25 protein-coding genes and 1 pseudogene are annotated in these 23,644 nt (G+C 77.7%); 15 read left to right on the forward strand and 11 right to left on the reverse strand.

The annotated features are described in order from the left end of the window. Window positions 1–166: 166 nt before the first annotated feature. From pstS to AB8M62_RS18800, 5 genes are all read right to left on the reverse strand, one after another. Entirely contained in the window at window positions 167–1,291 is a 1,125-nt protein-coding gene (pstS, locus tag AB8M62_RS18780; RefSeq protein WP_369070540.1) for a phosphate ABC transporter substrate-binding protein PstS, read from the reverse strand. A gap of 286 nt (window positions 1,292–1,577) precedes the next feature. Next, the gene (locus tag AB8M62_RS18785; protein WP_369070541.1) at window positions 1,578–2,609 is read right to left on the reverse strand and encodes an NUDIX hydrolase; all 1,032 of its coding nucleotides are present in this window, start codon (window positions 2,607–2,609) and stop codon (window positions 1,578–1,580) included. Window positions 2,610–2,634: 25 nt separating this feature from the next. After that, window positions 2,635–4,806, reverse strand: a complete 2,172-nt coding sequence (locus AB8M62_RS18790) for an RNA degradosome polyphosphate kinase (protein ID WP_369055521.1) — start codon at window positions 4,804–4,806, stop codon at window positions 2,635–2,637. 129 nt (window positions 4,807–4,935) lie between these two features. After that, window positions 4,936–5,892, reverse strand: coding sequence for a mycothiol synthase (mshD, locus tag AB8M62_RS18795; protein ID WP_369055522.1), 957 nt, complete (start codon window positions 5,890–5,892; stop codon window positions 4,936–4,938). Then, entirely contained in the window at window positions 5,889–6,716 is an 828-nt protein-coding gene (locus AB8M62_RS18800; protein ID WP_369055523.1) for a winged helix-turn-helix transcriptional regulator, read from the reverse strand. The genes mshD and AB8M62_RS18800 overlap by 4 nt, the downstream gene beginning before the upstream one ends. Before the next feature lie 155 nt (window positions 6,717–6,871). On the opposite strand from AB8M62_RS18800, the gene AB8M62_RS18805 reads away from it, so the two are divergent. From AB8M62_RS18805 to AB8M62_RS18830, 6 genes are all read left to right on the forward strand, one after another. After that, window positions 6,872–7,678 carry a hypothetical protein gene (locus AB8M62_RS18805; protein WP_369055524.1) on the forward strand — a complete coding sequence of 269 codons (807 nt, stop codon included), beginning with the start codon at window positions 6,872–6,874 and terminating at the stop codon, window positions 7,676–7,678. Window positions 7,679–7,879: 201 nt separating this feature from the next. Continuing rightward, on the forward strand, window positions 7,880–8,413 hold the full coding sequence (locus AB8M62_RS18810) for a nitrobindin family protein (protein ID WP_369055525.1): 534 nt from the start codon (window positions 7,880–7,882) through the stop codon (window positions 8,411–8,413). Window positions 8,414–8,457: 44 nt separating this feature from the next. Then, window positions 8,458–8,970 carry a Fur family transcriptional regulator gene (locus AB8M62_RS18815; protein WP_369055526.1) on the forward strand — a complete coding sequence of 171 codons (513 nt, stop codon included), beginning with the start codon at window positions 8,458–8,460 and terminating at the stop codon, window positions 8,968–8,970. After that, the gene (gene ygfZ, locus AB8M62_RS18820) at window positions 8,967–10,085 is read left to right on the forward strand and encodes a CAF17-like 4Fe-4S cluster assembly/insertion protein YgfZ (RefSeq protein ID WP_373695006.1); all 1,119 of its coding nucleotides are present in this window, start codon (window positions 8,967–8,969) and stop codon (window positions 10,083–10,085) included. Before AB8M62_RS18815 ends, ygfZ begins: the two co-directional genes overlap by 4 nt. Before the next feature lie 118 nt (window positions 10,086–10,203). Continuing rightward, on the forward strand, window positions 10,204–10,794 hold the full coding sequence (locus AB8M62_RS18825) for an RsiG family protein (protein WP_369055527.1): 591 nt from the start codon (window positions 10,204–10,206) through the stop codon (window positions 10,792–10,794). An 85-nt stretch (window positions 10,795–10,879) separates the two neighbouring features. Then, complete coding sequence (locus tag AB8M62_RS18830) at window positions 10,880–11,236, forward strand: DUF2516 family protein (RefSeq protein WP_369055528.1); 357 nt, start codon at window positions 10,880–10,882, stop codon at window positions 11,234–11,236. On the opposite strand, the gene AB8M62_RS18835 is transcribed toward AB8M62_RS18830, so the two are convergent. Beyond that, window positions 11,221–11,565 (reverse strand): hypothetical protein, encoded by a 345-nt coding sequence (locus AB8M62_RS18835; protein ID WP_369055529.1) that lies wholly within the window; start codon window positions 11,563–11,565, stop codon window positions 11,221–11,223. The genes AB8M62_RS18830 and AB8M62_RS18835 overlap by 16 nt on opposite strands. A 71-nt stretch (window positions 11,566–11,636) precedes the next feature. Between AB8M62_RS18835 and dtd the strand changes: the two genes are divergently transcribed. Beyond that, window positions 11,637–12,062 carry a D-aminoacyl-tRNA deacylase gene (dtd, locus tag AB8M62_RS18840; protein WP_369055530.1) on the forward strand — a complete coding sequence of 142 codons (426 nt, stop codon included), beginning with the start codon at window positions 11,637–11,639 and terminating at the stop codon, window positions 12,060–12,062. A gap of 20 nt (window positions 12,063–12,082) precedes the next feature. Here the strand turns inward: dtd and AB8M62_RS18845 are convergent, their stop codons facing one another. Together AB8M62_RS18845 and AB8M62_RS18850 are read right to left on the reverse strand one after the other, a co-directional pair. Next, window positions 12,083–13,102 (reverse strand): LacI family DNA-binding transcriptional regulator, encoded by a 1,020-nt coding sequence (locus AB8M62_RS18845; protein WP_369055531.1) that lies wholly within the window; start codon window positions 13,100–13,102, stop codon window positions 12,083–12,085. After that, window positions 13,099–13,920 carry a class I SAM-dependent methyltransferase gene (locus AB8M62_RS18850; RefSeq protein ID WP_369055532.1) on the reverse strand — a complete coding sequence of 274 codons (822 nt, stop codon included), beginning with the start codon at window positions 13,918–13,920 and terminating at the stop codon, window positions 13,099–13,101. The genes AB8M62_RS18845 and AB8M62_RS18850 overlap by 4 nt, the downstream gene beginning before the upstream one ends. 154 nt (window positions 13,921–14,074) lie before the next feature. Here AB8M62_RS18850 and mshA point away from each other — a divergent pair, with 154 nt between their 5' ends. The 3 genes from mshA (at window position 14,075) to AB8M62_RS18865 (ending at window position 17,374) form a co-directional block, all read left to right on the forward strand. Further along, window positions 14,075–15,322, forward strand: a complete 1,248-nt coding sequence (mshA, locus tag AB8M62_RS18855) for a D-inositol-3-phosphate glycosyltransferase (protein WP_373695007.1) — start codon at window positions 14,075–14,077, stop codon at window positions 15,320–15,322. Window positions 15,323–15,401: 79 nt separating this feature from the next. Continuing rightward, the gene (locus AB8M62_RS18860) at window positions 15,402–16,157 is read left to right on the forward strand and encodes a phosphoglyceromutase (RefSeq protein ID WP_369055534.1); all 756 of its coding nucleotides are present in this window, start codon (window positions 15,402–15,404) and stop codon (window positions 16,155–16,157) included. A gap of 26 nt (window positions 16,158–16,183) precedes the next feature. Further along, window positions 16,184–17,374, forward strand: coding sequence for a glycosyltransferase (locus tag AB8M62_RS18865; RefSeq protein WP_369055535.1), 1,191 nt, complete (start codon window positions 16,184–16,186; stop codon window positions 17,372–17,374). Between the two features lie 33 nt (window positions 17,375–17,407). On the opposite strand, the gene AB8M62_RS18870 is transcribed toward AB8M62_RS18865, so the two are convergent. After that, window positions 17,408–18,118 (reverse strand): hypothetical protein, encoded by a 711-nt coding sequence (locus tag AB8M62_RS18870; RefSeq protein ID WP_369055536.1) that lies wholly within the window; start codon window positions 18,116–18,118, stop codon window positions 17,408–17,410. A 44-nt stretch (window positions 18,119–18,162) separates the two neighbouring features. Then, the gene (gene phoU, locus AB8M62_RS18875) at window positions 18,163–18,831 is read right to left on the reverse strand and encodes a phosphate signaling complex protein PhoU (RefSeq protein ID WP_369055537.1); all 669 of its coding nucleotides are present in this window, start codon (window positions 18,829–18,831) and stop codon (window positions 18,163–18,165) included. Window positions 18,832–19,005: 174 nt separating this feature from the next. Here phoU and AB8M62_RS18880 point away from each other — a divergent pair, with 174 nt between their 5' ends. Then, a complete protein-coding gene (locus tag AB8M62_RS18880) occupies window positions 19,006–20,280 on the forward strand; it encodes a sensor histidine kinase (RefSeq protein ID WP_369055538.1) in 1,275 nt (424 codons plus the stop codon). After that, the gene (locus AB8M62_RS18885; protein WP_369055539.1) at window positions 20,277–20,957 is read left to right on the forward strand and encodes a winged helix-turn-helix domain-containing protein; all 681 of its coding nucleotides are present in this window, start codon (window positions 20,277–20,279) and stop codon (window positions 20,955–20,957) included. Before AB8M62_RS18880 ends, AB8M62_RS18885 begins: the two co-directional genes overlap by 4 nt. 74 nt (window positions 20,958–21,031) lie before the next feature. On the opposite strand, the gene AB8M62_RS18890 is transcribed toward AB8M62_RS18885, so the two are convergent. After that, window positions 21,032–21,670 (reverse strand): hypothetical protein, encoded by a 639-nt coding sequence (locus tag AB8M62_RS18890; RefSeq protein ID WP_369055540.1) that lies wholly within the window; start codon window positions 21,668–21,670, stop codon window positions 21,032–21,034. Window positions 21,671–21,908: 238 nt separating this feature from the next. Here AB8M62_RS18890 and AB8M62_RS18895 point away from each other — a divergent pair, with 238 nt between their 5' ends. From AB8M62_RS18895 to ispF, 3 genes and pseudogenes are all read left to right on the forward strand, one after another. After that, complete coding sequence (locus AB8M62_RS18895) at window positions 21,909–22,391, forward strand: CarD family transcriptional regulator (RefSeq protein WP_369055541.1); 483 nt, start codon at window positions 21,909–21,911, stop codon at window positions 22,389–22,391. Next, on the forward strand, window positions 22,388–23,089 hold the full coding sequence (gene ispD / locus AB8M62_RS18900; RefSeq protein WP_369070542.1) for a 2-C-methyl-D-erythritol 4-phosphate cytidylyltransferase: 702 nt from the start codon (window positions 22,388–22,390) through the stop codon (window positions 23,087–23,089). Before AB8M62_RS18895 ends, ispD begins: the two co-directional genes overlap by 4 nt. Continuing rightward, window positions 23,086–23,526, forward strand: a pseudogene (gene ispF / locus AB8M62_RS18905) (2-C-methyl-D-erythritol 2,4-cyclodiphosphate synthase); the annotation flags it as partial. The gene ispD and the pseudogene ispF, both read left to right, overlap by 4 nt. Window positions 23,527–23,644 lie beyond the last annotated feature (118 nt).

Consider the following 23,644-nt stretch of genomic DNA (forward strand, 5'->3'; position numbering starts at 1 on the left):
CCCCCCCCCCCCCCCCCCCCCCGCCCCCCCCCCCCCCCCCCCCCCCCCCCCCCCCCCCCCCCCCCCCCCCCCCCCCCCCCGCGCCCGCCCCCCCCCCCCCCCCCCCCCCCCCCCCCCCCCCCCCCCCCCCCCCCCCCCCCCCCCCCCCCCCCCCCCCGGGACGGTGTCAGCCGGCGGAGATCGTGTCCAGGGAGCTGGTGATCTGCGTCCGCAGGTTCTCGGAGATGGGCGCGGAGCCCGCGGCGTCGGCCGCGGCCTGCTGGCCGTCCTCGCTGACCACGTACTCGACGAAGGCCTTGGTCAGGTCGGCCTCGGCCTGGTCGGCGTAGGTGGAGCAGACGATGTGGTACGAGACGAGGACGATCGGGTAGGTGCCGGCCTCGGTGGTGGTGCGGGCGATCTCGAGGGCGATGTCGCCCTCGGGGCGGCCCTCGACCTGGGTGGAGGCGTCGAGGATGGCGGCGGCCTCCTCGGGGGTCGGGCCGACGAAGTCCTCGCCGACCTGAACCTGGGCGACGCCGAGGCTGCCGGCCTGGCTGGCGTCGGCGTAGCCGATGCCGCCCGCGGCCGCCTGCACGGCGCTGACGACGCCGGAGGTGCCCTGGGCGGCCTCGCCGCCGGGCAGCGGCCACTCGCCGTCGGGCTCCTCGGTCCACGCCTCGGGCGCGGCCTGGGACAGGTAGTCGGTGAAGTTCTCGGTGGTGCCCGAGTCGTCGGCGCGGTGCACCGGCGTGATGGCGGTGTCCGGCAGGGTCGCGTCCGGGTTGTCCGCGGCGATGGCCGGGTCGTTCCAGGTGGTGATGGTGCCGTTGAAGATGTTGGCGATCGTCGTGGCCGACAGCTGCAGGTCGGTGACGCCCTCGAGGTTGTAGATGACCGCGATGGGGGAGACGTAGACCGGCAGGTCCATCGCGTTGCCGCCGTTGCAGCGCTCCTGCGCCTGCGTCAGCTCCTCGTCGTTCAGGGCGCGGTCGGAGCCCGCGAAGGGCACGGCGCCGGACAGGAACTGGTCGCGGCCCGCGCCGGAGCCGGCCGGGTCGTAGTTGACCGTGACGTCGGGCTGCACGCTGGTGAAGCCCGCGATCCACGCCTGCATGGCGGCCTGCTGCGAGCTGGCGCCCGCGCCGTTGAGCTCGCCGCTCAGCTGGGCCTCTGCCGCGGTGGTCTCGCCGCCGCCGGTGCCGCCCGGGGTGGTCTCCGTGTTCTCGTTGGCGCCGCCGCAGGCGGCCAGCCCGAGGGACAGCACGAGGGCCGCGGGGAGGGCGGCGCGGCGGAGGGTGGTGCGCTTCACGTGGGACTCGCTTTCGCTCGACGGGCGGGCACGGTGGGGGCCCGCCGGGGTCCGACGTGCGAGGACGGTAGGAGCGGCAGGTGACGCCGTGGCACGCCGACGGTGAACGAGGGGTGAACCAGGCCGGTCGCTTCGGCGTCCGTCCTCCGACCGGACGCCGACGTGTGGGTGAACGAGTGACCGGTGCGGCGGTGGGTGCTCACTCCGCGACGTCGCGTGAGCGTTCGGGGCCGAGCGCACCGCCCGGCCGGTGCTCGCGCCGTGCGCGCCGGGCGCGCCGGGCGTGTCAGACGCGGTGGCGCTCGAGCGCGACCGCGCGGGCGCCGGGCCCGCGGCCGGCCACGTGGGCCACCAGGAGCTCGCCCTTGCCCAGCTTCGGCAGCGCGAGCGCGCGCGCCGACCGCCGCGCCGACCCCTCCGCCGTCGCGCTCACGGCCAGCCGGTCCGCCAGCCGCTCCTGCAGCGACGGCAGGGCCGGCCCGTGCGTGCACAGCAGCACGCCCGGGCGCCCGGCGGCGTCCACGTCGTCCTCGCCGAGCTCCCCGTCGAGGTCGCCGTCCAGCGCGCGGTCCAGCACCGCCAGCGCCCGCGCCGGGTCCTCGCGGAACGCCCGCTCGGTCAGGTCCTCCTCCTCGGCGACGTCCCAGCCGTGCGCGTCGGCGCTGGGCAGCACCGTCTGCACGCAGCGCGCCCACGGCGAGGTCACCGCCCACCGCACGTCCCACGCCCCCAGCAGCGACGTCAGCGCGTGCGCCTGCGCGTGCCCGCGGTCGGTCAGCGGCCGCGGGCCGTCCTCCGGTCCCGTCCAGTCCCGGCGGGCCACCGCCCGGGCGTGCCGCAGCAGCACCACCGGGCGCGTCGGCTCGGCCGCCGCGGCGAGCGCGGCGTCCAGCACGTGCGCGTCGTGGGCGTAGGTCAGGCGCTCGCGGGCCGCCCCGGCGTCCAGCCACTCGACGGCGTCGACCTCCTCGGGCGAGGCGGCGGACGCCTCCTCGCCCGGGGCGGGGTGCGCCAGCCAGCACCGCACCCGCTTCAGCCGGCCCGGCGGCACCTCGTAGCGCAGCTCCGGCAGCGGCCGGTCGAGCACGACCCGCAGGCCCGCCTCCTCGGCCGTCTCGCGCACGGCCGCGGCCGGGTGCGTCTCCCCGTCGTCGAGCTTGCCCTTGGGCCAGGACCAGTCGGTGCCGTGGTTCGTCGTCGCCGGCCGGTGCACGAGCAGCACCTGCGGCCCGTGCGGGCCGGGGCGCACGACGACGCACCCGGCCGCCTCCACGACCGGGCGCCCGGCCGGCGCCGTGGCGGGGGACAGCGCGGTCACCCCGGCCCCGTCGCGCGCCACCGCGTCAGCGGCGCCGGCGCACCGACGGGCGGCGGCCCGGGCGCGTGGCGATGGTGTGCTCCTGCAGGTCCAGCAGCGGCGAGCCGTCCGCGGCGCGGCTGTGCCGGGTCCAGGTGCCCTCCGCGTCCAGGTGCCACGAGCTCGTCGCGTCGCTCATCCCGCGGTCCAGCAGCGCCGTGATCTCCCGCACGTGGCGCGGGTCGGTCAGCCGCACCACGGCCTCCACCCGCCGGTCCAGGTTGCGGTGCATCATGTCCGCGCTGCCGATCATCACGACGGGGTCGCCGCCGCCGGCGAACCAGAAGATCCGGCTGTGCTCCAGGAAGCGCCCCAGGATCGAGCGCACCCGGATGTTCTCGCTCAGCCCCGGCACGCCCGGGCGCAGCGCGCAGATGCCGCGCACCAGGACGTCGACCGGCACGCCCGCGATCGAGGCCCGGTACAGCGCGTCCACGACGGCCTCGTCGACGATCGAGTTCACCTTGATCCGCACACCCGACGGCAGGCCCTGCCGGTGGTTGTCGATCTCGCGGTCGACGCGGTCCACCAGGCCCGTGCGCAGCGAGCGCGGCGCCACCAGCAGCCGCTTGTAGGCGGTCTTGGGCGCGTATCCCGACAGCTGGTTGAACAGCCGGGTCAGGTCCTCGCCCACCTGCGGGTCGTCGGTCAGCAGGCCCATGTCCTCGTACAGGCGGGCCGTCTTCGGGTTGTAGTTGCCCGTGCCGACGTGGCAGTAGCGGCGCAGCCCGCCGGACTCCTGGCGCACCACCAGGCTCAGCTTCGCGTGCGTCTTCAGGCCCACCAGCCCGTACACCACGTGCACGCCGGCCTGCTCCAGCTTGCGCGCCCAGGAGATGTTCGCCTGCTCGTCGAAGCGCGCCTTGATCTCCACCAGCGCCAGCACCTGCTTGCCGGCCTCGGCGGCGTCGATGAGCGCGTCGACGATGGGGGAGTCGCCCGAGGTGCGGTACAGCGTCTGCTTGATGGCCAGGACCTTCGGGTCGGCCGCGGCCTGCTCCAGGAACGCCTGCACGCTCGTGGAGAACGAGTCGTAGGGGTGGTGCAGCAGCACGTCGCGGTTGCGGATCGCCGCGAACACGTCCCGCGGCTTGGCCGTCTCCGCGCCGTCGGTGAGGTCCCGGTGGGTGCGGGCCACGAACTTGGGGAACTTCAGCTCCGGGCGGTCCAGGTCCGCGATGTCGCCCAGCCCGCGCAGGTCCAGCGGCTCGGGCAGCTCGTAGACCTCCTGGTCGTGGATGCCGAGCTCGCGCACCAGCAGGTCGCGCACCGTCGGGTCGATGTCGGTGGCGACCTCCAGGCGCACCGGCGGGCCGAACCGGCGGCGCAGCAGCTCCTTCTCCAGCGCCTGCAGGAGGTTCTCCGCGTCGTCCTCCTCGACCTCGAGGTCCTCGTTGCGGGTGACGCGGAACGTGTGGTGCTGCACGACCTCCATGCCCGGGAACAGCTGGTCCAGGTGCACCGCGATGACGTCCTCCAGCGGCACGAACCGCGCGGAGGTCACCCCGTCGTCCTCCGGCGACTCCACCGCGACGAACCGCGGCAGCAGCGGCGGCACCTTCACGCGGGCGAAGTGCTCCTTGTCCGTGGTGGGGTTGCGCACCACCACGGCCAGGTTCAGCGACAGCCCCGAGATGTAGGGGAACGGGTGCGCGGGGTCCACCGCCAGCGGGGTCAGGACGGGGAAGACGCGGTCGCGGAAGAACCCGTGCAGGCGCACCTGCTCGGAGGTCGACAGCTCGTCCCAGCGCACGACGGTGATGCCCGCGCCGGCCAGCGCCGGGCGCACCTGGTCCAGGAACACCCGGGCGTGGCGCTCGGTCAGCTCGTGCGCGCGCACGCTGATGACGTCCAGCACCTCGCGCGGCTCCAGGCCGCTGGCCGCGGTCACCGCCAGCCCCGTGGCGATGCGCCGCTTCAGGCCCGCCACGCGCACCATGAAGAACTCGTCGAGGTTGTTCGCGAAGATGGACAGGTACCGCGCCCGCTCCAGCACCGGCAGCTGCGGGTCCTCGGCCAGCTCGAGCACGCGCGCGTTGAACGCCAGCCACGACACCTCGCGGTCCGCGAAGCGGTCCTCGGGCAGCTCCACCGTCTCGCCCGGCGGGGCCACGGCGGGGAGGGGGGCCGCGGTCGCGGCGCGCGCAGTCGTGGTCATGGGCCCATCCTGCCACCGCGGCCGGTGCCGGCACCCGGCCGCGCGGGCCCCTCCGACCTGCGGTGACGCCCGGGTGACCGGCGGGTGTCGCGCCGGTGGACGGGCTCGCGGGCGGGGGCCCGGCGGGGGTCAGGGCAGGGCGTACTGCACGTCCACCGCGGCGCGCTCGAACCCCAGCCGCCGGTACAGGCGCACCGCCGGGACGTTGCCGGCGTCGACGTACAGCTCGACGACGTCCGGGGCGGGGGAGGCGGCCACGACGGCCCGCAGCCCGCGCACCAGCAGCGCGCGGCCCAGCCCGCGGCCCGCCGCCGACGGCGCCACCCCCAGCACGTACAGCTCGCCCACCGGCCGGCCCGAGGGGTCCGAGGGGTCGGGGGCCACCTTCATCCAGCAGGAGGCCAGCAGGTCGCCGTCCGCGCCCGTGGCCAGCAGCAGCAGCCGCGGCTCGAACCACGGCTCGGCCAGCCGCAGCCGCAGGTCGTCCACCGTCCAGCGGCCCTGCTCGGGGTGGTCGGCGAAGGCCGCCGCGTTGACGGCGACCCACGCCCCGTCGTCCTGCCCGGGCACGAAGGCGCGCACGGTCGTCCCCGCGGGCAGCTCCGGCTCCACCAGCTCGGCCAGCCCCGCGGCGGGCCGCTCCATCCGCCACAGCTCCCGCGCCCGCCGCCAGCCGTCCGCGCGGGCCAGGGCCGCCGCGCCGGGGGTGTCCCCGTGCGACCACAGCGCCACGGGCGCGCCGCCGGCCGCCGCGCGCACGGCCGCCAGCAGCCGCCGTCCCGTGCCGCGCCGGCGCAGCGACGGGTGCACCAGCAGCTCACCGCCGAGCGGGCCGTCGCCCGCGGCCGCCAGCTGCGCGTACCCGGCGGCGGCGCCGTCGTCGGCGCGCTCCGCGGTGACCAGGTGCGTCACGCCGTCCGGGGCCGCGTCCAGCCGCAGCAGGGCGTCCTCGCTCAGGGCGCTCGCCCCGTCGGCCGCCGACGCGGCGGCCGCCAGCGCCCGCACCGCCGCTGCGACCTCCGCGGGCAGGGCGCCGGTGCTGCGCAGCAGCTCCTGCGCGCCGGCGCGCGGGCCGGGCGCGCTCACGCGCGCGGCGCCCGCAGCGGGCGCGGGGCCGCGGCGTCGGCCGGGTGGCCGGGGGAGCGGCCGGGGGAGCCGACGCCCGCCGGCCCGGCCTGGCCGGGCACCCGCTCGGCCTCGTCCACCAGGTCCAGCCCGTCCTCGTCGCGGCCGCTGGTGACGAAGCGGTAGCCGACGTTGCGCACGGTGCCGATGGCGCCCTCGTGCTCCGGGCCCAGCTTCGCCCGCAGCCGCCGCACGTGGACGTCGACCGTCCGCGTGCCGCCGAAGTAGTCGTACCCCCACACCTCCTGCAGCAGCTGGGCGCGGGTGAACACGCGGCCCGGGTGCTGCGCCAGGTGCTTGAGCAGCTCGAACTCCTTGTACGTCAGGTCCAGCTGCCGCCCGCGCACCCGCGCGGAGTAGGCCGCCTCGTCGATGACGACGTCGCCGGCGCGGATCTCGTGCTGCGGGACGCCGTCGGCCTCCTCGGCGGGCCGGCGCGAGCGCCCCGCGGCCAGCCGCAGCCGCGCCTCCAGCTCCGCCGGGCCGCACGTGTCGAGCAGGACGTCGTCCGCGCCCCAGTCGGCCGCCACCGCGGCCATGCCGCCCTCGGTGAGCACCAGCAGCAGCGGCTGGGACAGGCCCGTCGTGCGCAGCAGCCGGCACAGCGAGCGCGCCGCGGCCAGCTCCCGGCGGCCGTCGACGAGCACCGCGTCGGAGGCGGGCTCGTCCACCAGCACCGACGCCTCGGCCGGCAGCACGCGCACCGTGTGCGGGAGCAGGCCGAGGGCGGGCAGGACCTCCGTGGAGGGCGTGAGCGCGTTCGTCAGCACCAGGATCTGAGCCACCCGCTGTCCTGCCTCCCAGTCCGGTCGGGCCTCGCGCGAGCGTCCCGCGGGAACCCCAGGATAACGGCGGGGGGACGGCCGGTGACCCCGACCGGCCCGGTCCGGGCCCGCTCGGGTCGTCCGGGTCCCCGGACGGGGGTGCGAGGATGCCGTGCGTGACGACCTCGGCGACCGCGGCGACGACGGCGGCGCTGGCCGTCGTGGTCGCCGTCGCCGCCTTCGGCCCGCCGCTGCTGCTGGCGCTGGCCGTGGCCGTCGTCGGCCTGCTGCTGGCCGCCGGCTGGGCGGAGCTGCTGGAGCTGCCCGCCCGCCGCGGCTCGGACCTCGTCGTGGCGCTGGCCGCGCTGGCCGCCCCGGTCGCCGCCCTGGTGGGCACCCACGGCGCGGGCCTGTCCGCCGCGCGGCCCGACGCGGCCGTCGGCAGCGGCACCCTGGCCTCCCTGCCCGGGGTGGCGGCCCTCGCGCTGCTCGTGGCGTTCGTCCACCAGCTCCTGCGCACCGACGGGCGCCCGCGCCTGGTGGAGTCGGTCACCGGCACGGTCACCGGCCAGGCGTGCGCGGTGCTGGCCGCCTCGTGGGTCGTGGTCCCCTCCACCTTCGCCGGGCCCGCGCTGGCCGCCGTCGTCCTCGCGGCCGTGGCCGCGGCGGCGCTGGTGTGCGCCGGTCCCTGGCCGCTGCGCGTGGCCGGGCCGCTGAGCCTGCTCGCGGGCGCGGCGACGGGGTGGCTGGCCAGCCTCCTGGTGGACCTGGCCGGCGCCGGCGTGGGCGCCTCGCAGACGGCGTGGACCGTGACGGGCGTCCTCACCGGCCTGGGCGCGGGCCTGCTGACCGCCGGCTGGCGCGCGCACGCCGCGCGCACCCCCACCGGGCGCACGGTGCAGGCCTCGCTGGCCGTGGCCGCCGCCCCCGTCGCCCTCGCCGGGGCCGGCGCCTACGTCGTGGGCCGGCTCGTCATCGGCTGACCCGCCGCGCGCCCGCGCCCCGCCGCGCGTGAGCCCGCCCACGCCCGGGCGGCGGCCGCCCCGGCCGCCGGTAGGCTCGCGGGGGTGAGCACGCAAGCCATCGAGATCTTCTTCCTGGTCCTGCTGATCCTGGCGTCCATCACGATCGCGTGGTTCTCGGTCTACGTGGTGTACCGCCTGTTCAAGGGTCAGCGCTGAGCCGTGCCCGTCCCCCTGAGCACCGGCACGCCGCTGCCGCTCGTCCCGCTGTCCTGGTTGCTGGGCCGCTGGGAGGGCGCCGGCGTCCTCGGCCACCCCGCCCGCGGTGAGGGCGACACCCGCTTCGGGCAGGTCGTGGAGTTCTCCCACGACGGCCGCGACTTCCTCAGCTACACCTCCACCACGTGGGCCCTCGACGAGGACGGCGCCACCACCGACCCGCTCGACGTCGAGACCGGGTTCTGGCGCCCGGGCCCGGTCGGCACCGCGGCCGGCGACGGGCCCGCGCCCGTGCCGCTCGAAGTCGTCCTGGCCCACCCCACGGGCGTCGTCGAGGTCTACGTCGGCACGGCCACCGGCCCGCGCGTGGAGCTGAGCACCGACGCCGTCGTCCGCACCTCCTCCGCGCACGAGTACACCGCCGGCACCCGCCTGTACGGGCTCGTCGAGGGCGACCTGCTGTGGGCGCACGACGCCGTCCTGGGCGGCCACCCGCTGCGCAGCTACGCGTCCGCGCGGCTCAAGCGGGTCGGCTGAGCGCGGACCCGGACGACCCGGACGAGCCGGAGGAGCTGGAGCGCGTGGAGGGCCCGGTGGACGTGCAGGCGCGGGAGGGCGCGCGGGGCCGCGACGCGCTCGGCGCCGCCCTGCACGCCCGCGGGCTGCGCGTGACCCCCCAGCGCGAGCGCGTGCTCACCGCGGTCCGCGCCCTGGGGCACGCCACGGCCGAGGAGGTCTCCGCCCACCTCGGCGCGGTCCCCGGCGACGCGCCGGTCGACCCGTCCACCGTCTACCGGGCGCTGGCCGTGCTGGAGGAGGTCGGGCTCGTGGCCCGCACCCAGCTCGACCGCCGCTCGCCGTCCTTCTCCGCGCTCGAGCACGGCGGCCACCTGCACCTGGTGTGCGACCGCTGCGGCGACGTGGGGGCGGCCCCCTCCGCGCTGGCCGGGCCGCTGGCGCGCGAGCTGGCCGCCCGCACCGGCTTCGCGCTCGACACCCACCACCTCGCCCTGCGCGGCACCTGCCGCACCTGCCGCGCCGGACAGCGGGCCACCGGTCCCGCCCCGGCGCCCGAGCCCGTGGAGGTCCCGTGACCACCGCCACCCCCGGCGCCACCCCCGCCGCCACCTCCGCCGCTGCGCCCGCCGTCCCCGCGCCCGCCTCGCCGCTGCTCGCCGCGCCCGGCGCGGTCGCCGCCGAGGGCCTGGACGCCGGCGTCGCCTGGCACTACGGCGACCCCGTCGGCGAGCAGCGCGCCCTCGTGCGGGGCCAGGCCGTGGCCGACCTGTCGCACCGCGGCGTCCTGCGCGTGGCCGGCCCCGACCGGCTCAGCTGGCTGCACAGCCTCACCACGCAGTCCCTGACGTCCCTGGCGCCCGGCGACAGCACCGAGAGCCTGCTGCTGAGCCCCACCGGCCGCGTCGAGCACGACCTGCACCTCGTCGACGACGGCGAGGCCGTCTGGATCACCACCGAGCCCGGCGCGCAGGTCGCGCTGGGCGCCTGGCTGGAGCGCATGCGCTTCACGCTGCGCGTCGAGGTCGCGGACGTCACCGCCGACTGGGCGGTGCTCGGCGAGCCCTCCCGCGAGACGTCCGCGGACGGTCCCGGCCCCGTGTGGGTGGACCCGTGGCCCGGCGCCACGCCGCTGGCCGAGGGCGGCAGCGCCGACACCGCCAGCTACGCGGCCGTCGCCACCCTGGACCACCCCGGCCGCGACCGCGCCTGGCGCGAGGTCCTCGTCCCGCGCGCGGAGCTGACCGCCCGGGTCGCCGGCCGCCGCCTGGCGGGCACCTGGGCGACCGAGGCGCTGCGCGTGGAGGCCTGGCGGCCGCGCTGGGGCCGCGAGACCGACGAGCGGACCATCCCGCACGAGCTGGACTGGCTGCGCACCGCCGTGCACCTGCACAAGGGCTGCTACCGCGGCCAGGAGACCGTCGCGAAGGTCCACAACCTCGGCCGCCCCCCGCGCCGGCTGGTCCTGCTGCACCTGGACGGCTCCACCCACGACCTGCCCGCCCACGGCGACGACGTCGTCCTCGGCGACAAGCGCGTCGGCGCCGTCACGACGGCCGCGCGCCACCACGAGCTGGGGCCCGTGGCGCTCGCCGTGGTCAAGCGCTCGCTGCCCCTCGACGCGCAGCTGTCCGCGCTGACCCCCTCCGGCGGGCGCGTGGCGGCCGCGCAGGAGGTCGTCGTCGCCCCCTGAGCGCCCCCCCGGGGGACCGGTCGGTGCGTCAGGCTCGACGGACACGCTCGGTCGTGGTGGGATCGCTGCCAGCGACGACCGGGCCGTGCCCGGAGGACGACGACGGCAGGAGGCCGCGATGGTCGAGCACAGCGGGTACCAGCAGGGCGGCCGCCGGGCCCTCGACCGGGTGCTGGCTCCCGAGTTCCTCGAAGGACTGGGCGAGCTGCCCCTCGACGATCTGCGCGCGCGGCGCGACCTCGCCGAGCAGGAGGAGGCGGACCTGTCCTACGCCCGGCGCCTGCTGCAGGGCCGCCTGGACCTGCTGCGCGCCGAGGGCGAGCGCCGCCAGGGCGTCGACGGCGCCGTCGACGTGCCCGCCGCCCGCTCCGACGCCGAGCTGGTCGCCGCCCTCACCGACGTCCTCGCCGACCCCCGCCGCAGCGACCACGGCATGGGCCGCTTCACCTCCGTGGAGCCCAGCCGCGTCGGCGAGCACCGCCGCCGCGCCGAGCTGGCCGTGGCCGACCCGCACCTGTCCGACCTCAGCGCGATGGACGACGAGCAGCTGGCCGGCGCGCGCGAGCGCCTGCTGGCCCTGGAGCACGAGCTGTCCGGCGACCGGCACCGCGTGCAGGAGGTCATGGACGCCTGCACCGAGGAGGTCACCCGCCGCTACCGCGAGGGCCTGGTGTCCGTCGAGGACGCGCTGCGCAGCTCCCGGCCCTGACGCGCGCGGCCGCGCTCGCCCGCGCGGGTGAGCGCCGCCGCGCCGGCGGAACGCGCGGCGCCCCCCGCTCGTAGGACCCGGTGTGGTGACCAACCTCATCGGCAGCGTCCAGAGCGGCATCCTGCTCGTCATCAGCCTCGCGGCGTTCGGCCTGACGGTGTGGGCGCTCGTCGACGCGCTGCGGCACAGCGCGGCCGCCTACACGGCCGCCGGCAAGCGCACCAAGACGTTCTGGGTGGCGGTCGTCGCCGTCGCCGCGGCCATCGCGTTCGTGTCCCTGCCGCTGTCCGTGGGCACGGCCGGCATGCCGGGGCTGCTCGGCATCGTCGCCGTCGTCGCCGCCGCGGTCTACCTGGCCGACGTGCGCCCCGCCGTGCGGCGGTTCGGCGGCCGGCGCGGGCCCGGCCCGGGGACGCGCTCGGGCCCCTACGGCCCCTGGTGACCGGCGGCCGCGCGCCCCGCAGGTGCTGCGCCGGCCGGACGCCGGCGGGAGCCGGCCCGCGCGGGGCGCAGCGCCCGCAGCAGGCAGCGCAGCAGCGTCACGGCCGCCAGCACGAGGGCGGCCACGGCCAGCAGGTCCGCCTCGGTGAACCCGCGACCGGGGGCCCACGTGTGCAGGACGCGGCCCTCCACGGGCCCGTTGACGCGCGTCCACACGGCCGCCAGCAGCCCCAGCAGCAGCCCGCCGTCCCAGCGCGGGCGCACCAGCGCGCCCACGGCGCACACCGCAAGCGCCAGCAGGACCAGCGGGACGACCACGGGCACGTGCACCCGGCGATCGTACGGTCGTCACCGGCGCGTCCCGCCCCGTTCACCGGGCCGGCGGACCCCCGGAGCCGGTGGTGAGGGCCGTCGTGCAGCGCGTCGTCTCGGCGAGCGTGCGCGTCGACGGCGAGGTGGTCGGCGCCCTGGAGGGCCCCGGTCTGCTCGTCCTCGTCGGCGTCACCCACGACGACGGGCCCGCCCAGGTGGCGCAGCTGGCGCGCAAGGTGGCCGAGCTGCGCCTGCTGCGCGGGGAGCGCTCGGTGGCCGAGAGCGGCGCCGGCGTCCTCGTCGTCAGCCAGTTCACCCTCTACGGCGACGCCCGCAGGGGGCGGCGCCCCACGTGGAGCGCCGCCGCGCCCGGCCCCGTCGCCGAACCCCTCGTCGAGGCCGTCGTGGCGGACCTGCGCGGGCGCGGGATCCCCGTGGCCACCGGCCGCTTCGGCGCCGACATGGCGGTCGAGTCCGTCAACGACGGGCCGGTGACGCTGCTCCTGGAGGTCTGAGGGTCCGGCCGGGCGCCCGTTCAGGTGCTCGCGCGCACGACGAGGTCGCGCGTGCCCGGGCCCACCGGCCCGGGGTCGCGCCCGGCCAGCAGGTCCAGCAGCAGGCGCGCCGAGACCGCCCCGTCGGCCACCACGTCGCGGCGCAGCGACGTGATCGCCGGGGTGGCCAGCCGGCACAGCAGCGAGTCGTCGCCCGCCACCACGGCCAGGTCGCCGGGCACCGAGACGCCCAGCGCCGCGCGCTCGGCCACCACGGTGGCCGCCATGACGTCGTTGTCGAACACCACCGCCGTGGGCGGGTGCTCGCGCGTGAGCAGGTCGCGGACGGCGGCCACCCCGCCCGCCCCGGAGTAGTCGGCGACCACGACCGGCTCGGCGCGCCCCACCAGCCGGGCGGTCACCCGCGCCCACGCCTCGTCGCGGCGGCGGGTGTGCGCGAACGAGGGCGGGCCGCTGACCCGGGCCAGGCGCCGGTGCCCGCGCGCCAGCAGGTGCTCCACGACGTCGGTGAAGGCCTGCCGGTGGTCCTCGGGGGCCGCGGCCACCTGCGGGCCGCGCACGTCGCCCGGCCCGCCGCGCAGCACGCACGGCACCCCCGTCTCGCGCACCGCGGCCAGCCGCGGGTCGTCGACGAGCAGGTCGGTGAGCACCACGCCGTCCACGCGCCGCTCGGCCCACCAGGTGCGCAGCACCTCCACGGCCGTGTCCACGTCCGGCACGACCGTCAGCAGCAGCGACGTGCCCTCGGCCGCCAGGACGGCCTCCATCCCGGAGATGAACCGCATGTAGTACGGCTCCTCGCCCAGCAGGCGCACGTCGCGGGCCAGGGCCAGGCCGACGGCGTGGGCGCGGGCGTGCGAGAGGGAGCGCGCCGCCGCGCTGGGCCGCCAGCCCAGCTGCGCGGCCACCGCCAGCACCCGCTCGCGGGTGGCGGCGGACACCCCCGGCCCGCCGTTGAGCGCGTAGGACACCGACGCCTTCGACACCCCCGCGGCCAGCGCGATGTCGCGGATCGTGGGACGGCGCACCGGTGCGCTCACCGCACCGCCTCCCACGCCACCGTCAGCTCGCCCAGCCGCCAGCGCGCGGGGGAGTCCAGCACCGGCCAGCGCTGCGCCAGGTCCCGGCAGGTGGCGATCCAGCGCTGCCGGGCGCCGAAGGTCCCCAGCGGCGCCGCCCGCGCCCACGCCGCGTCCGCGTCGCGCAGCAGGTCGTGCACGCCCTCGCCGGGCACGTTGCGGTGGATGAGCGCCTTGGGCAGCCGCTCGGCGACGGCCGACGGCGCCGGCAGGCCCGCCAGCCGCACCGAGACGGTCAGCGAGACCGCACCCGCCTCGCGCTCCAGCGCCACCCACGCGGCGCGGCGGCCCAGCTCGTCGCACGTGCCGTCCACGACCAGCCCGCCCGGCGCCAGCCGCGAGCGCAGCAGCTCCCACGCCGCCGCGACCTGCGCCTCCGGGTACTGGCGCAGCACGTTGAAGGCCCGCACCAGGACCGGGTCACCGCCGCCGGGCACGGCCAGCTCGAAGCCGCCGCGGGCGAACTCGGGGGCGCCGCGCACGCCGGCCAGCGCGGTGCGGGCGGCCTCGACCCGCTCGGGGGCCACCTCCAGCCCGACGACCCGCACGTCCGGGCGCACCCCGCGCAGCCAGCGCTGCAGGTCCGTCACCGTCCACGGCCGCGCGCCGTAGCCGAGGTCGACGACCAGCGGGTCGGCCGCCGCGCGCAGCCGCCGGCCCTGCACCTGCGCCAGCCAGCGCTCCACGCGCCGCAGCCGGTCGGTGCCCGTCGTGCCGCGGGTGACGGTGCCCACCACCGCGGTGCGCGCGCCCGCCCGCGAGCCCGTGCCCGCGCTCACCGGGGAGCCCCGCGGACCCCTGCGCGCGGGGCGGCGGGGGTGCTGGGTGGACACTCTTCGGCGGGCCGTGGGCCGCCGCCGCTGCGGCGGGACACCCGGCGACGGTACCCACCCGCGTCCGCGGGCGGGTCGCGGGACGGGAGGACGCGTGGGTCTGCGGCGGGTCGCGCTGGTGTCGGTGCACACCTCACCGCTCGAGCAGCCGGGCACCGGCGACGCCGGCGGCATGAACGTGTACGTGGTCGAGCTGGCCGCGCAGCTGGCCCGCCGGGGCGTGGAGGTCGAGGTGTTCACCCGCCGCACCTCCTCCGAGCAGCCGGCCGTCGTGGAGGCCGCGCCGGGCGTGCGGGTGCGCCACGTGGCCGCCGGGCCCTACGAGGGCCTGCGCAAGGAGGACCTGCCCGGGCAGCTGTGCGCCTTCACGGCCGGCGTGCTGCGCGCCGAGGCCCGGCACGCCGAGCACCACTACGACGTCGTGCACACCCACTACTGGCTGTCCGGCCAGGTGGGCTGGCTGGTCGCCGACCGCTGGGACGTGCCGCTGGTGCACTCGATGCACACGATGGCCCGGGTCAAGAACGCCCACCTCGCCGAGGGGGACACCCCCGAGCCGGAGGGCCGGGTCATCGGCGAGCAGCAGGTCGTCGACGCCGCCGACCGCCTGGTCGCCAACACCGACGGCGAGCGCGAGGACCTGCTGGGCCTGTACGGCGCCGACCCGGGCCGCGTCGACGTCGTCGCCCCCGGCGTGGACCTGGCGACCTTCGCCCCCGCCGACGGGCGCGCCGCCGCCCGCGCACGCCTGGGCCTGCCCGCCGACGCCGAGGTGCTGCTGTTCGTCGGGCGCATCCAGCCGCTGAAGGCCCCGGACCTGCTGGTGCGCGCGGCCGCGGAACTGCTGCGCGCCCAGCCGCGCCGGCGCGAGCGGCTGCGCGTCCTCGTCCTGGGCGGTCCCAGCGGCAGCGGCACCCGCACCCCCCGCGCGCTGCAGGACCTCGTCGACTCCCTCGGCCTGCAGGACGTGGTGCAGGTGCGCCCGCCGGTCGGGCGCGCGGAGCTGGCCGACCACTACCGCGCCGCCGACCTGGTGGCCGTGCCCTCCTACAACGAGACGTTCGGGTTGGTGGCGCTGGAGGCGCAGGCCTGCGCGACGCCCGTGGTGGCGGCCGCGGTGGGCGGGCTGCCCACGGCGGTGGAGGACGGGCGCAGCGGCCTGCTCGTCGACGGGCACGAGCCCGCCCGCTGGGCCGCCGCGCTCGGCGGGCTGCTGGACGACCCGACCCGGCGCGCGCTGCTGGCCGCCCGCGGCGTCGAGCGCGCCGCCGGCTTCGGCTGGGACGCCACCGCCGCGGCGACGCTGGAGGTGTACGCGCGGGCCGCCGCCGGCCGCCGCCAGCCCTGAGGCCCCGGCGCCACCCGTCCGGGTGGACGGGTCCGGTGCGCGGGGCAACCGCCCGGGGCCCGGCCGCTAGGGTCGGGGCATGACCGACGCTCCGCACACGCTCGTCCTGCTCCGCCACGGCGAGAGCGAGTGGAACGCCTTGAACCTGTTCACCGGCTGGGTCGACGTCGCGCTCTCGGAGAAGGGCCGCGCCGAGGCCGTCCGCGGCGGGCGGCTGATGGTCGAGGCCGGCGTCCTGCCGGACGTCGTGCACACCTCGGTGCTGCGCCGCGCGATCACCACGGCGCACCTGGCCCTCGACGCCGCCGACCGGCACTGGATCGACGTGCGCCGCTCGTGGCGGCTCAACGAGCGCCACTACGGCGCCCTGCAGGGCAAGGACAAGAAGCAGACGCTCGCCGAGTTCGGCGAGGAGCAGTTCATGCTCTGGCGCCGCTCCTACGACACCCCGCCGCCGCAGATCGAGGCCGGCTCGGAGTTCTCCCAGGACGGCGACCCGCGCTACGCGGCGCTGGGCGCCGACGAGATGCCCCGCACCGAGTGCCTGGCCGACGTCGTGGCCCGGATGCTGCCGTACTGGGAGCAGTCGGTGGTGCCGGACCTGCGCGCCGGCCGGACGACCCTGCTGGCCGCGCACGGCAACTCCCTGCGCGCCCTGGTCAAGCACCTCGACGGCGTCTCCGACGAGGACATCGCCGGGCTGAACATCCCCACCGGCATCCCGCTGCTCTACCGCCTGGACGAGGACCTGCGCCCGCTGGAGCCGGGCGGGCGCTACCTCGACCCCGAGGCGGCCGCCGCCGCCGTGGCCGCCGTGGCCAACCAGGGCCGCTGACCGGTGCGGGCGAGGGGGGAGGCGCGGTGAGCGCGACGCAGGCGGCACCGTCCGCGGACCGGCCGGTGCGCGGGCCGGGCCCGCGGATCCTGGTCGTCGAGGGCGCGCTGCGCGACAACGGCGGGCTGCGGGTCAGCCACGACCTGGCCCGCCGCTGGCAGGCGGCCGGGGCGCGCGTGCGCGTCCTGGTGCTGGAGACGGTGGCGCCCACGGTCCCGCTGCTGCAGCCCGACCCGGGTCTGGACGTGCGCTTCGCCAGCCGCAAGGTGCGCCGCTTCCGCACCGCCGTCGTGCCCGTCGTCGTCGGCGCGCTGCGCCACGCGCGCCGCGCCGACGTCGTCGTCAGCGGCAGCGAGATCGGCTACAACCTCCTCGTCGGCTGGGCCGCCGCGCGGGTCACCCGCACGCCCTTCGTGGTGCTGGTGCAGAACTCCCTGCCGCGCGCCGTGGCCGACTGGACCCCGGCGGCCCTGCGACCGCTGCTGTCGGCCGTGCACCGCCGCGTCGACGCCGCGGTGTGCGTGTCCCCGGGCCTGGTGGAGGAGGTGCGCCGCACGGGCCTGCCCGCCGACCGCATCCACACCGCGGCCATCGGCATCGACGTGGAGGCGACGCTGCAGCGCGTGCGCGACGCCGGCGGGCCGGTGCGCTCGGCGTCCGGGCGCACCCGCCTGGTGGCCGCGGGCCGCCTGGCGGAGCAGAAGGGCTTCGACGTCCTGCTGGACGCCGTGGCCCGCGTGGTCGCCGCCGGCCGCGACGTCGAGCTCGTCCTGGTCGGCGCCGGGCCGCTGCGCGAGGTCCTGGCGCGGCAGGTGGCCGAGCTGGGCCTGGGCGAGCGCGTCGAGCTCGCCGGGCACGTGGCGGACCCGCAGCCGCTGCTGGCCGGGGCGGACCTGTTCGTGCTGTCCTCGCGCTACGAGGGCAACGGCAGCCTGGTGCTGCTGGAGGCGCTGGCGCACGGCGTGCCGGTCGTGGCGACCGACTGCCCGACGGGCCCGCGGTACGTCCTGCGCGACGGCGAGGTGGGCGACCTGGTCCCCGTCGAGGACCCGCAGGCGCTCGCCGACGCCGTGCTGCGCCACCTCGACGACCCGGAGCCGCTGCGCCGCAAGGCCCGGCTGGGCCCGGCCCGCGCCCGCGACTTCGACCAGGGGCCGGCCGCGGAGGAGGTCGCCCGGGTGCTGCGCTCGGTGCGCCGCCGCGGGCGCCGGGGCTGACGGACCGCCGGGGCTGACGGACCGCCGGCGGCGTCAGGACGTGGTGGTGCCGGTGGACCCGTCGCCGGTGGGCCCGTCCGTGCCGGAGCCCTCCCCGTCGTCGGCGTCCTGGTCGCCGGGGCTCTGCCCAGGACCCGCCGTGCCGCCGTCGGCGCACGCGCGCTGCACCTCGGACTGCAACCGCTCCTGCGCCTGGACCACGGCCGTGCCCGTCTCCGGGTCGCCGGCCACGCCCTCGGTGGCGGTGGCCAGGTCCTCGCCGGCCCGCGCGAGCGCGTCGCGGGAGCCGTCGCCGTAGTCGACCTCGCCGACGGCGGCGGCCACCTGCTCGTAGTACTCCAGGACGCGCTGCGCGTCGCCGGTCAGCTCCGGCGGGACGGCCTCGGCCAGGGCGCTGTAGTAGGCGGGGCCCTCGGTCGTGGTCACGAGGGCGTAGACCGTCTGCGCCCGGGGGTCGCCGCGGCCGATGCCCAGCTCGTCCAGCCGCGCGCTGTAGGCGTCGTCGAGCCCCTGCTGGGCCTCCTGCGCGGCCGCGCAGTCGACACCGCCCTCCCCGTCCGCGCCGGGGGTCCCCGTGGGGGAGTCCGGCGGCGGGGTGGTGCTCGTCGTGCTCGCGGGCGCGGTCGTCGTGGTGGGGGCCGCGGGGGAGTCCGGGTCGCCCGACCCGCAGCCGGCGGCGAGCACCGCGGCGGCCAGCACCGCCCCCGCGCGGGAGCCGCTCCGCACCGCGCCGCGCCGCCTCACCCCGGGCACGCTACACCGGGCCCCGCGCACCCGCCCCCCGCCGCTCAGCCGGTGAGGGAGAGCCCGTCCTCGGCGTCGTGCGAGCCCGTGACCAGGAACATCACCGACTTGGCGACCGAGACGGCGTGGTCGGCGTAGCGCTCGTAGTAGCGGCTGAGCAGGGTGAGGTCGACGGCCACCTCGGTGGGGTGCTGCCACTTGCGCGAGAGCAGCATCTCGAACACCTGCCGGTGCAGGTTGTCCATCTCGTCGTCGTCGAGCTCCATGGCCGCGGCCAGCTCCACGTCGCGCGAGGCGATGACGCTGCCGGCCTTGGCCACGATGCGCTCGGCGACCTGGCCCATCTGCAGGAAGAGCGCGCGCGACTCGTCGGGCACGACGCCCGCGGGGTGGCGCAGCCGGGCCAGCTTGGCCACGTGCCGGGCCAGGTCGCCCATGCGCTCCAGGCTGTTGCTCATCCGCAGCGCGGTGACGACCACGCGCAGGTCGGTGGCCACCGGCTGCTGGCGCGCCAGCAGCTGCAGCGAGCGCTCCTCGAGGTCGCGCTGCAGGCGGTCGATCGCCTCGTCGTTGCTGATGACGGTCTCGGCCAGCTCGCGGTCGGCGTCCAGCAGGGCGGTGGTCGCCCGCCCCATCGCCGACTCGGCGAGGTGGGTCATCTCCACGAGCGTCTCGACGAGCGCGTTCAGCTCGTCGTGGAACACGTTGCGCACGGGTCTCCTCCTGCGTCACCGGCGTGCGGGCAGGGCGCGGTGCGGCCGCGCCCGCTCCAGCGTCGCAGCCGGGGGTGAACGCCCGCCACCGCGCGGGTGAACAGTGCCGGGCGCGGCGGCCCGCCGCGTCCCGGCGGGCCGGGAGCGGTTGCGCCGCGCACGTAGTCTGGGACCGTGCTGGCGGACCTGTCCACGTCGATCGCCGCGGTGGTCGGCGTGCTGACGGGCGCCGGGGCCGTCCTCGCCTTCCGGATCAGCGAGCGCTCCCAGCGCGCGGCCGACCCCGAGCCGTCCCGGCCCGGCCTGCCGCCCGGCGTCAGCGACGTCCTGCTCGCGCTGCGCTCCTCCGCCGTGGTCCTGGACGCCGACGACGAGGTCGTGCGGGCCAGCGCCGCGGCCTACTCGGCCGGCGTGGTCACCGGCCGCGACCTGGCCAGCCCCGACCTGCGGGACATGGTGCGCCGCTGCCGGCGCGACGGGCTGGTCCGCGAGGCGGAGGTGGAGCTGGCGGGCGGCCTGGGCCGGCCCTCGGCGGTGGTGCTGGCCCGGGTGTCCCCGCTGGGCGGGCACCACGTGCTGCTGCTGCTGGAGGACCGCACCGAGGCCCGTCGCGTGGAGGCGGTGCGCCGCGACTTCGTCGCCAACGTCAGCCACGAGCTGAAGACGCCCGTGGGCGCCCTGTCGCTGCTGTCGGAGGCCGTCGAGGACGCGGCCGACGACCCGGACGCGGTGCGGCACTTCTCCCAGCGGATGCGCCGGGAGTCGATCCGGCTGACCCAGCTGGTGCAGGAGATCATCGACCTGTCGCGGCTGCAGGCCAGCACGCGCATCGTGGAGCCGGCGCTGCTGGACGTGGACGCCCTGGTCGCCGAGGCCGTGGACCGCACCGGCAGCGTCTGCCAGCAGCGCGAGTCGGTGGTCGTGGTGGCGGGGGAGCGCGGCGCGCAGGTCGTGGGCGACCGCGAGCTCGTCATCACCGCCGTGCGCAACCTCGTGCACAACGCCCTGGCCTACTCCCCGGAGCGCAGCAAGGTCGTCGTGGAGGTGCGGCGCACGGTGGACGCCGAGACGGGCGCCCGCACGGTCGACGTCGCGGTCTCCGACCGCGGCGTCGGCATCAGCCCCGCGGACCTCGAGCGCATCTTCGAGCGCTTCTACCGCGTCGACCCGGCCCGCTCGCGCCTGACCGGCGGCACGGGGCTGGGCCTGTCCATCGTCAAGCACGTCGCCGGCAACCACGGCGGTGACGTGCGGGTGTGGAGCGTGGAGGGCGAGGGCTCGACCTTCACCCTGCGCCTGCCCGACGCGACGGGGCGCCAGGCGCCGGGGGCTCCCGGCGCCGCGGGCACCCCGCGCCCCCTCGACGAACCGCTGCGGGCGTCCGCCCGCGGCGGCTCCCGCGCTCCGGCGGACCCGTCGGAGAACCCTTCCCTGGAGGCACGTCCGTGACGCGGATCCTGGTGGTGGAGGACGAGGAGTCCTTCTCCGACCCCCTGTCCTACCTGCTGCGGCGGGAGGGGTACGACGTGGCCGTGACGGACACCGGGCCCGCCGCCCTCGACGAGTTCGACAAGGCCGGCGCGGACCTGGTGCTCCTGGACCTCATGCTGCCCGGCCTGCCGGGCACCGAGGTGTGCCGGCAGCTGCGGACCCGCTCCAGCGTGCCGGTGATCATGCTGACCGCGAAGGACTCGGAGATCGACAAGGTGGTGGGCCTGGAGATCGGCGCCGACGACTACGTCACCAAGCCGTACTCCTCGCGCGAGCTGCTGGCCCGCGTCCGGGCGGTGCTGCGCCGCGGCGCCGAGCCGGAGGACCTGGTGCAGACCACGGTCGAGGCCGGCCCGGTGCGGATGGACGTGGACCGGCACGTGGTGACGGTCCACGGCGAGCAGGTCCCGCTGCCGCTGAAGGAGTTCGAGCTGCTGGAGCTGCTGCTGCGCAACGCCGGCCGCGTGCTGACGCGCGTGCAGCTCATCGACCGCGTGTGGGGCTCGGACTACGTGGGGGACACCAAGACCCTCGACGTCCACGTCAAGCGGCTGCGCGCCAAGATCGAGCCGGACCCGTCGAACCCGCGCTACCTGGTGACGGTGCGCGGGCTGGGCTACAAGTTCGAGGCCTGAGGGCGGGAGCGCCCCCGACGCGCGAGGGCCCGCGAGCCGGTCGGCTCGCGGGCCCTCGTCGTGCGGGGGACGGCTCAGCCGTCGGCCTCCTCCTCGGCGATGTCGCCGTCGAGCAGGGTGCCCTCCTCGCCGAGCTCGGGGCCGCACTCGATCGGCTCCCCGGTGGCCGCGGCCGTCGCGCCGTCGGCGCCGGCCTCGGGGGTCGGCAGGAGGTTGGAGTACTCGAAGCAGGGGCGGATCACCGGGGCGTCCACCTCGATGCTCTCGCCGGCGGAGGCGAAGGTGAGGCGGATGGTCTCGCCGGGGAACTGCGGCACCTGCGGCACCTGCACCCACGCCGAGACCGCCGACTCCGGGTCGCTGGTGCCCGGCTCGCCGCCGGCGGGGGCCCCGGTGGGCGCGCCGACGGTGACGAGCTGGCCGGCGGGCACCGAGACGGTGCCGGCCTCGCCGGTGCCGGCGGAGATGGACACGGTCGCGCCCTCCTCGCCGCTGTTGACCAGGGCGGCCGAGACCACGCCGGGCTCGTCCACGCCGGTGGCGACGACGAGCACGTTGCGCACGGCGACGTCGCCGACCTCGGTGCGCACCCCGTCGCCGGGGTTGTAGGGCCGCAGCACCGTGGGCGGGGAGAAGATCGCGCAGCCCGACAGGCCGAGCACGGCGGCGGTGAGGGCGGCGGCGGAGGCGGGCCGGTGCAGGCGGTGCTTCACGTGGCACAGGGTAGCGGGCGCCCGCCGGCGGGGCCCGGGCGCACCGCCCGGCGCGCGGACGGTGAGCGGTGTCACGCACCCGGCGCGCCGTGCAACGCGCGCGAAAGCACGCCGCCGGGCGCCTGTCAAGGCCCAGAGCGGCCCCTCGCAAGCCTCTGACCTGCGCAAACGCCGGGCGCGACGCTGCCGGGGCCCGTCGGGGCGTGGTAACCTGGGGACAGGGAAAGGGGTTGCTTCTATGGCTTTCACGGTCGGCGAAACGGTCGTCTACCCCCACCACGGGGCCGCACTGATCGAGGAGATCAAGACCCGGACCATCAAGGGCGAGGACAAGCTCTACCTGGTCCTCAAGGTCGCCCAGGGCGACCTGACGATCGAGGTGCCCGCCGAGAACGTCGACCTCGTGGGTGTCCGCGACGTCGTCGGGCGCGAGGGCCTCGACAAGGTCTTCTCGGTGCTGCGCACCCCGTACGCGGAGGAGCCGACCAACTGGTCGCGCCGCTACAAGGCCAACCTGGAGAAGCTCGCCTCGGGCGACGTCGTCAAGGTCGCCGAGGTCGTGCGCGACCTGTGGCGCCGCGACCAGGACCGCGGCCTGTCCGCCGGCGAGAAGCGCATGCTGGCCAAGGCCCGCCAGATCCTCGTCTCCGAGCTGGCGCTGGCGGAGAACACCAACGAGGACAAGGCCGAGTCCCTGCTCGACGAGGTCCTCGCCTCCTGAGGTCCGCACTGGTCGTCCCGGCCGCCGGCCGGGGCGACCGCCTCGGTCTGGGCCGGCCCAAGGCGCTCGTCGACCTGGCCGGCCGTCCGCTGCTCGTCCACGCCCTGGAGCGCGCCCGCGCCTCCGGGGTCGTGGACGTGGTCGTCGTCGTGGCCCCGCCCGACGGCTGCGAGGTGGTCCGCTCCGCGCTGGCGGGCCTGGACCTGCCCGACCTGCGGGTCGTGGAGGGCGGCCGCGAGCGCCAGGACTCGGTGCGCGCCGGGCTGGTGGCGCTGCCCGACGACGTGGACGTCGTGCTGGTGCACGACGCCGCCCGCTGCCTGACGCCGCCCGGCGTCTTCACCGCCGTGGTCGCCGCCGTGCGCGCCGGGGCCGTGGCCGTCGTGCCGGTCCTGCCGGTCAGCGACACCGTCAAGCGGGTCGCCGGCGACGTGGTCGTGGAGACCGTCGACCGCCGTGAGCTGGCCGCCGTCCAGACGCCGCAGGGCTTCGCGCCCGGGCCGCTGCTGCGCGCCCACGAGGCGGCCGCCGGGGCCGCGCCGGCCACCGACGACGCGGGGATGCTCGAGGCGCTGGGCCACCCGGTGCGCACGGTCCCCGGTGACGACCTCGCCTTCAAGGTGACCCGCCCGCTGGACCTCGTCCTGGCCGAGGCCGTCCTGGCCGGCGGTCCCGTCCCCGCCCGGGCGGCGCGGTGAGCGCCCTGCCCCGGGTGGGCACCGGTCTGGACGTGCACCCGCTCGTGCCCGGGCGCCCCTGCTGGATCGCGGGGCTGCTGTGGCCGGACGAGCCCGCCGGCCCCGCCGGGCACTCCGACGGCGACGTGGCCGCGCACGCCTGCTGCGACGCGCTCTTCGCCGCCGCCGGGCTGGGTGACCTGGGCGCCCACTTCGGCACGGCCCGCCCCGAGTTCGCCGGCGCCTCGGGTGCCCGGCTGCTCGCCGAGGCCGCGCGGCTGGTCCGGGAGGCCGGCTACGAGATCGGCAACGTGTCGGTGCAGGTCGTCGGCAACCGGCCGAGGATCGGCGCGCGGCGGGCCGAGGCCGAGGCCGCGCTGTCCGCCGCGTGCGGGGCGCCCGTCGCCGTCGCGGGCACCACGACGGACGGTCTGGGGCTGACCGGCCGCGGGGGGGGGGGGGGGGGGGGGGGGGGGGGGGGGGGGGGGGGGGGGGGGGGGGGGGGGGGGGGGGGGGGGGCGGGGGGGGGGGGGGGGGGGGGGGGGGGGGGGGGGGGGGGGGGGGGGGGGGGGGGGG

Origin of the sequence: Kineococcus terrestris, from assembly GCF_041020755.1 — a bacterium.
GTDB classification, from domain to species: domain Bacteria; phylum Actinomycetota; class Actinomycetes; order Actinomycetales; family Kineococcaceae; genus Kineococcus; species Kineococcus terrestris.

Bases quoted from the DNA above. Each gene is read 5' to 3' on its own strand.
- AB8M62_RS18790 (WP_369055521.1), bottom strand. From the start codon at position 4,806: ATGACCACGACTGCGCGCGCCGCGACCGCGGCCCCCCTCCCCGCCGTG.
- AB8M62_RS18825 (WP_369055527.1), top strand. From the start codon at position 10,204: ATGGTCGAGCACAGCGGGTACCAGCAGGGCGGCCGCCGGGCCCTCGAC.
- AB8M62_RS18860 (WP_369055534.1), top strand. From the start codon at position 15,402: ATGACCGACGCTCCGCACACGCTCGTCCTGCTCCGCCACGGCGAGAGC.
- AB8M62_RS18895 (WP_369055541.1), top strand. From the start codon at position 21,909: ATGGCTTTCACGGTCGGCGAAACGGTCGTCTACCCCCACCACGGGGCC.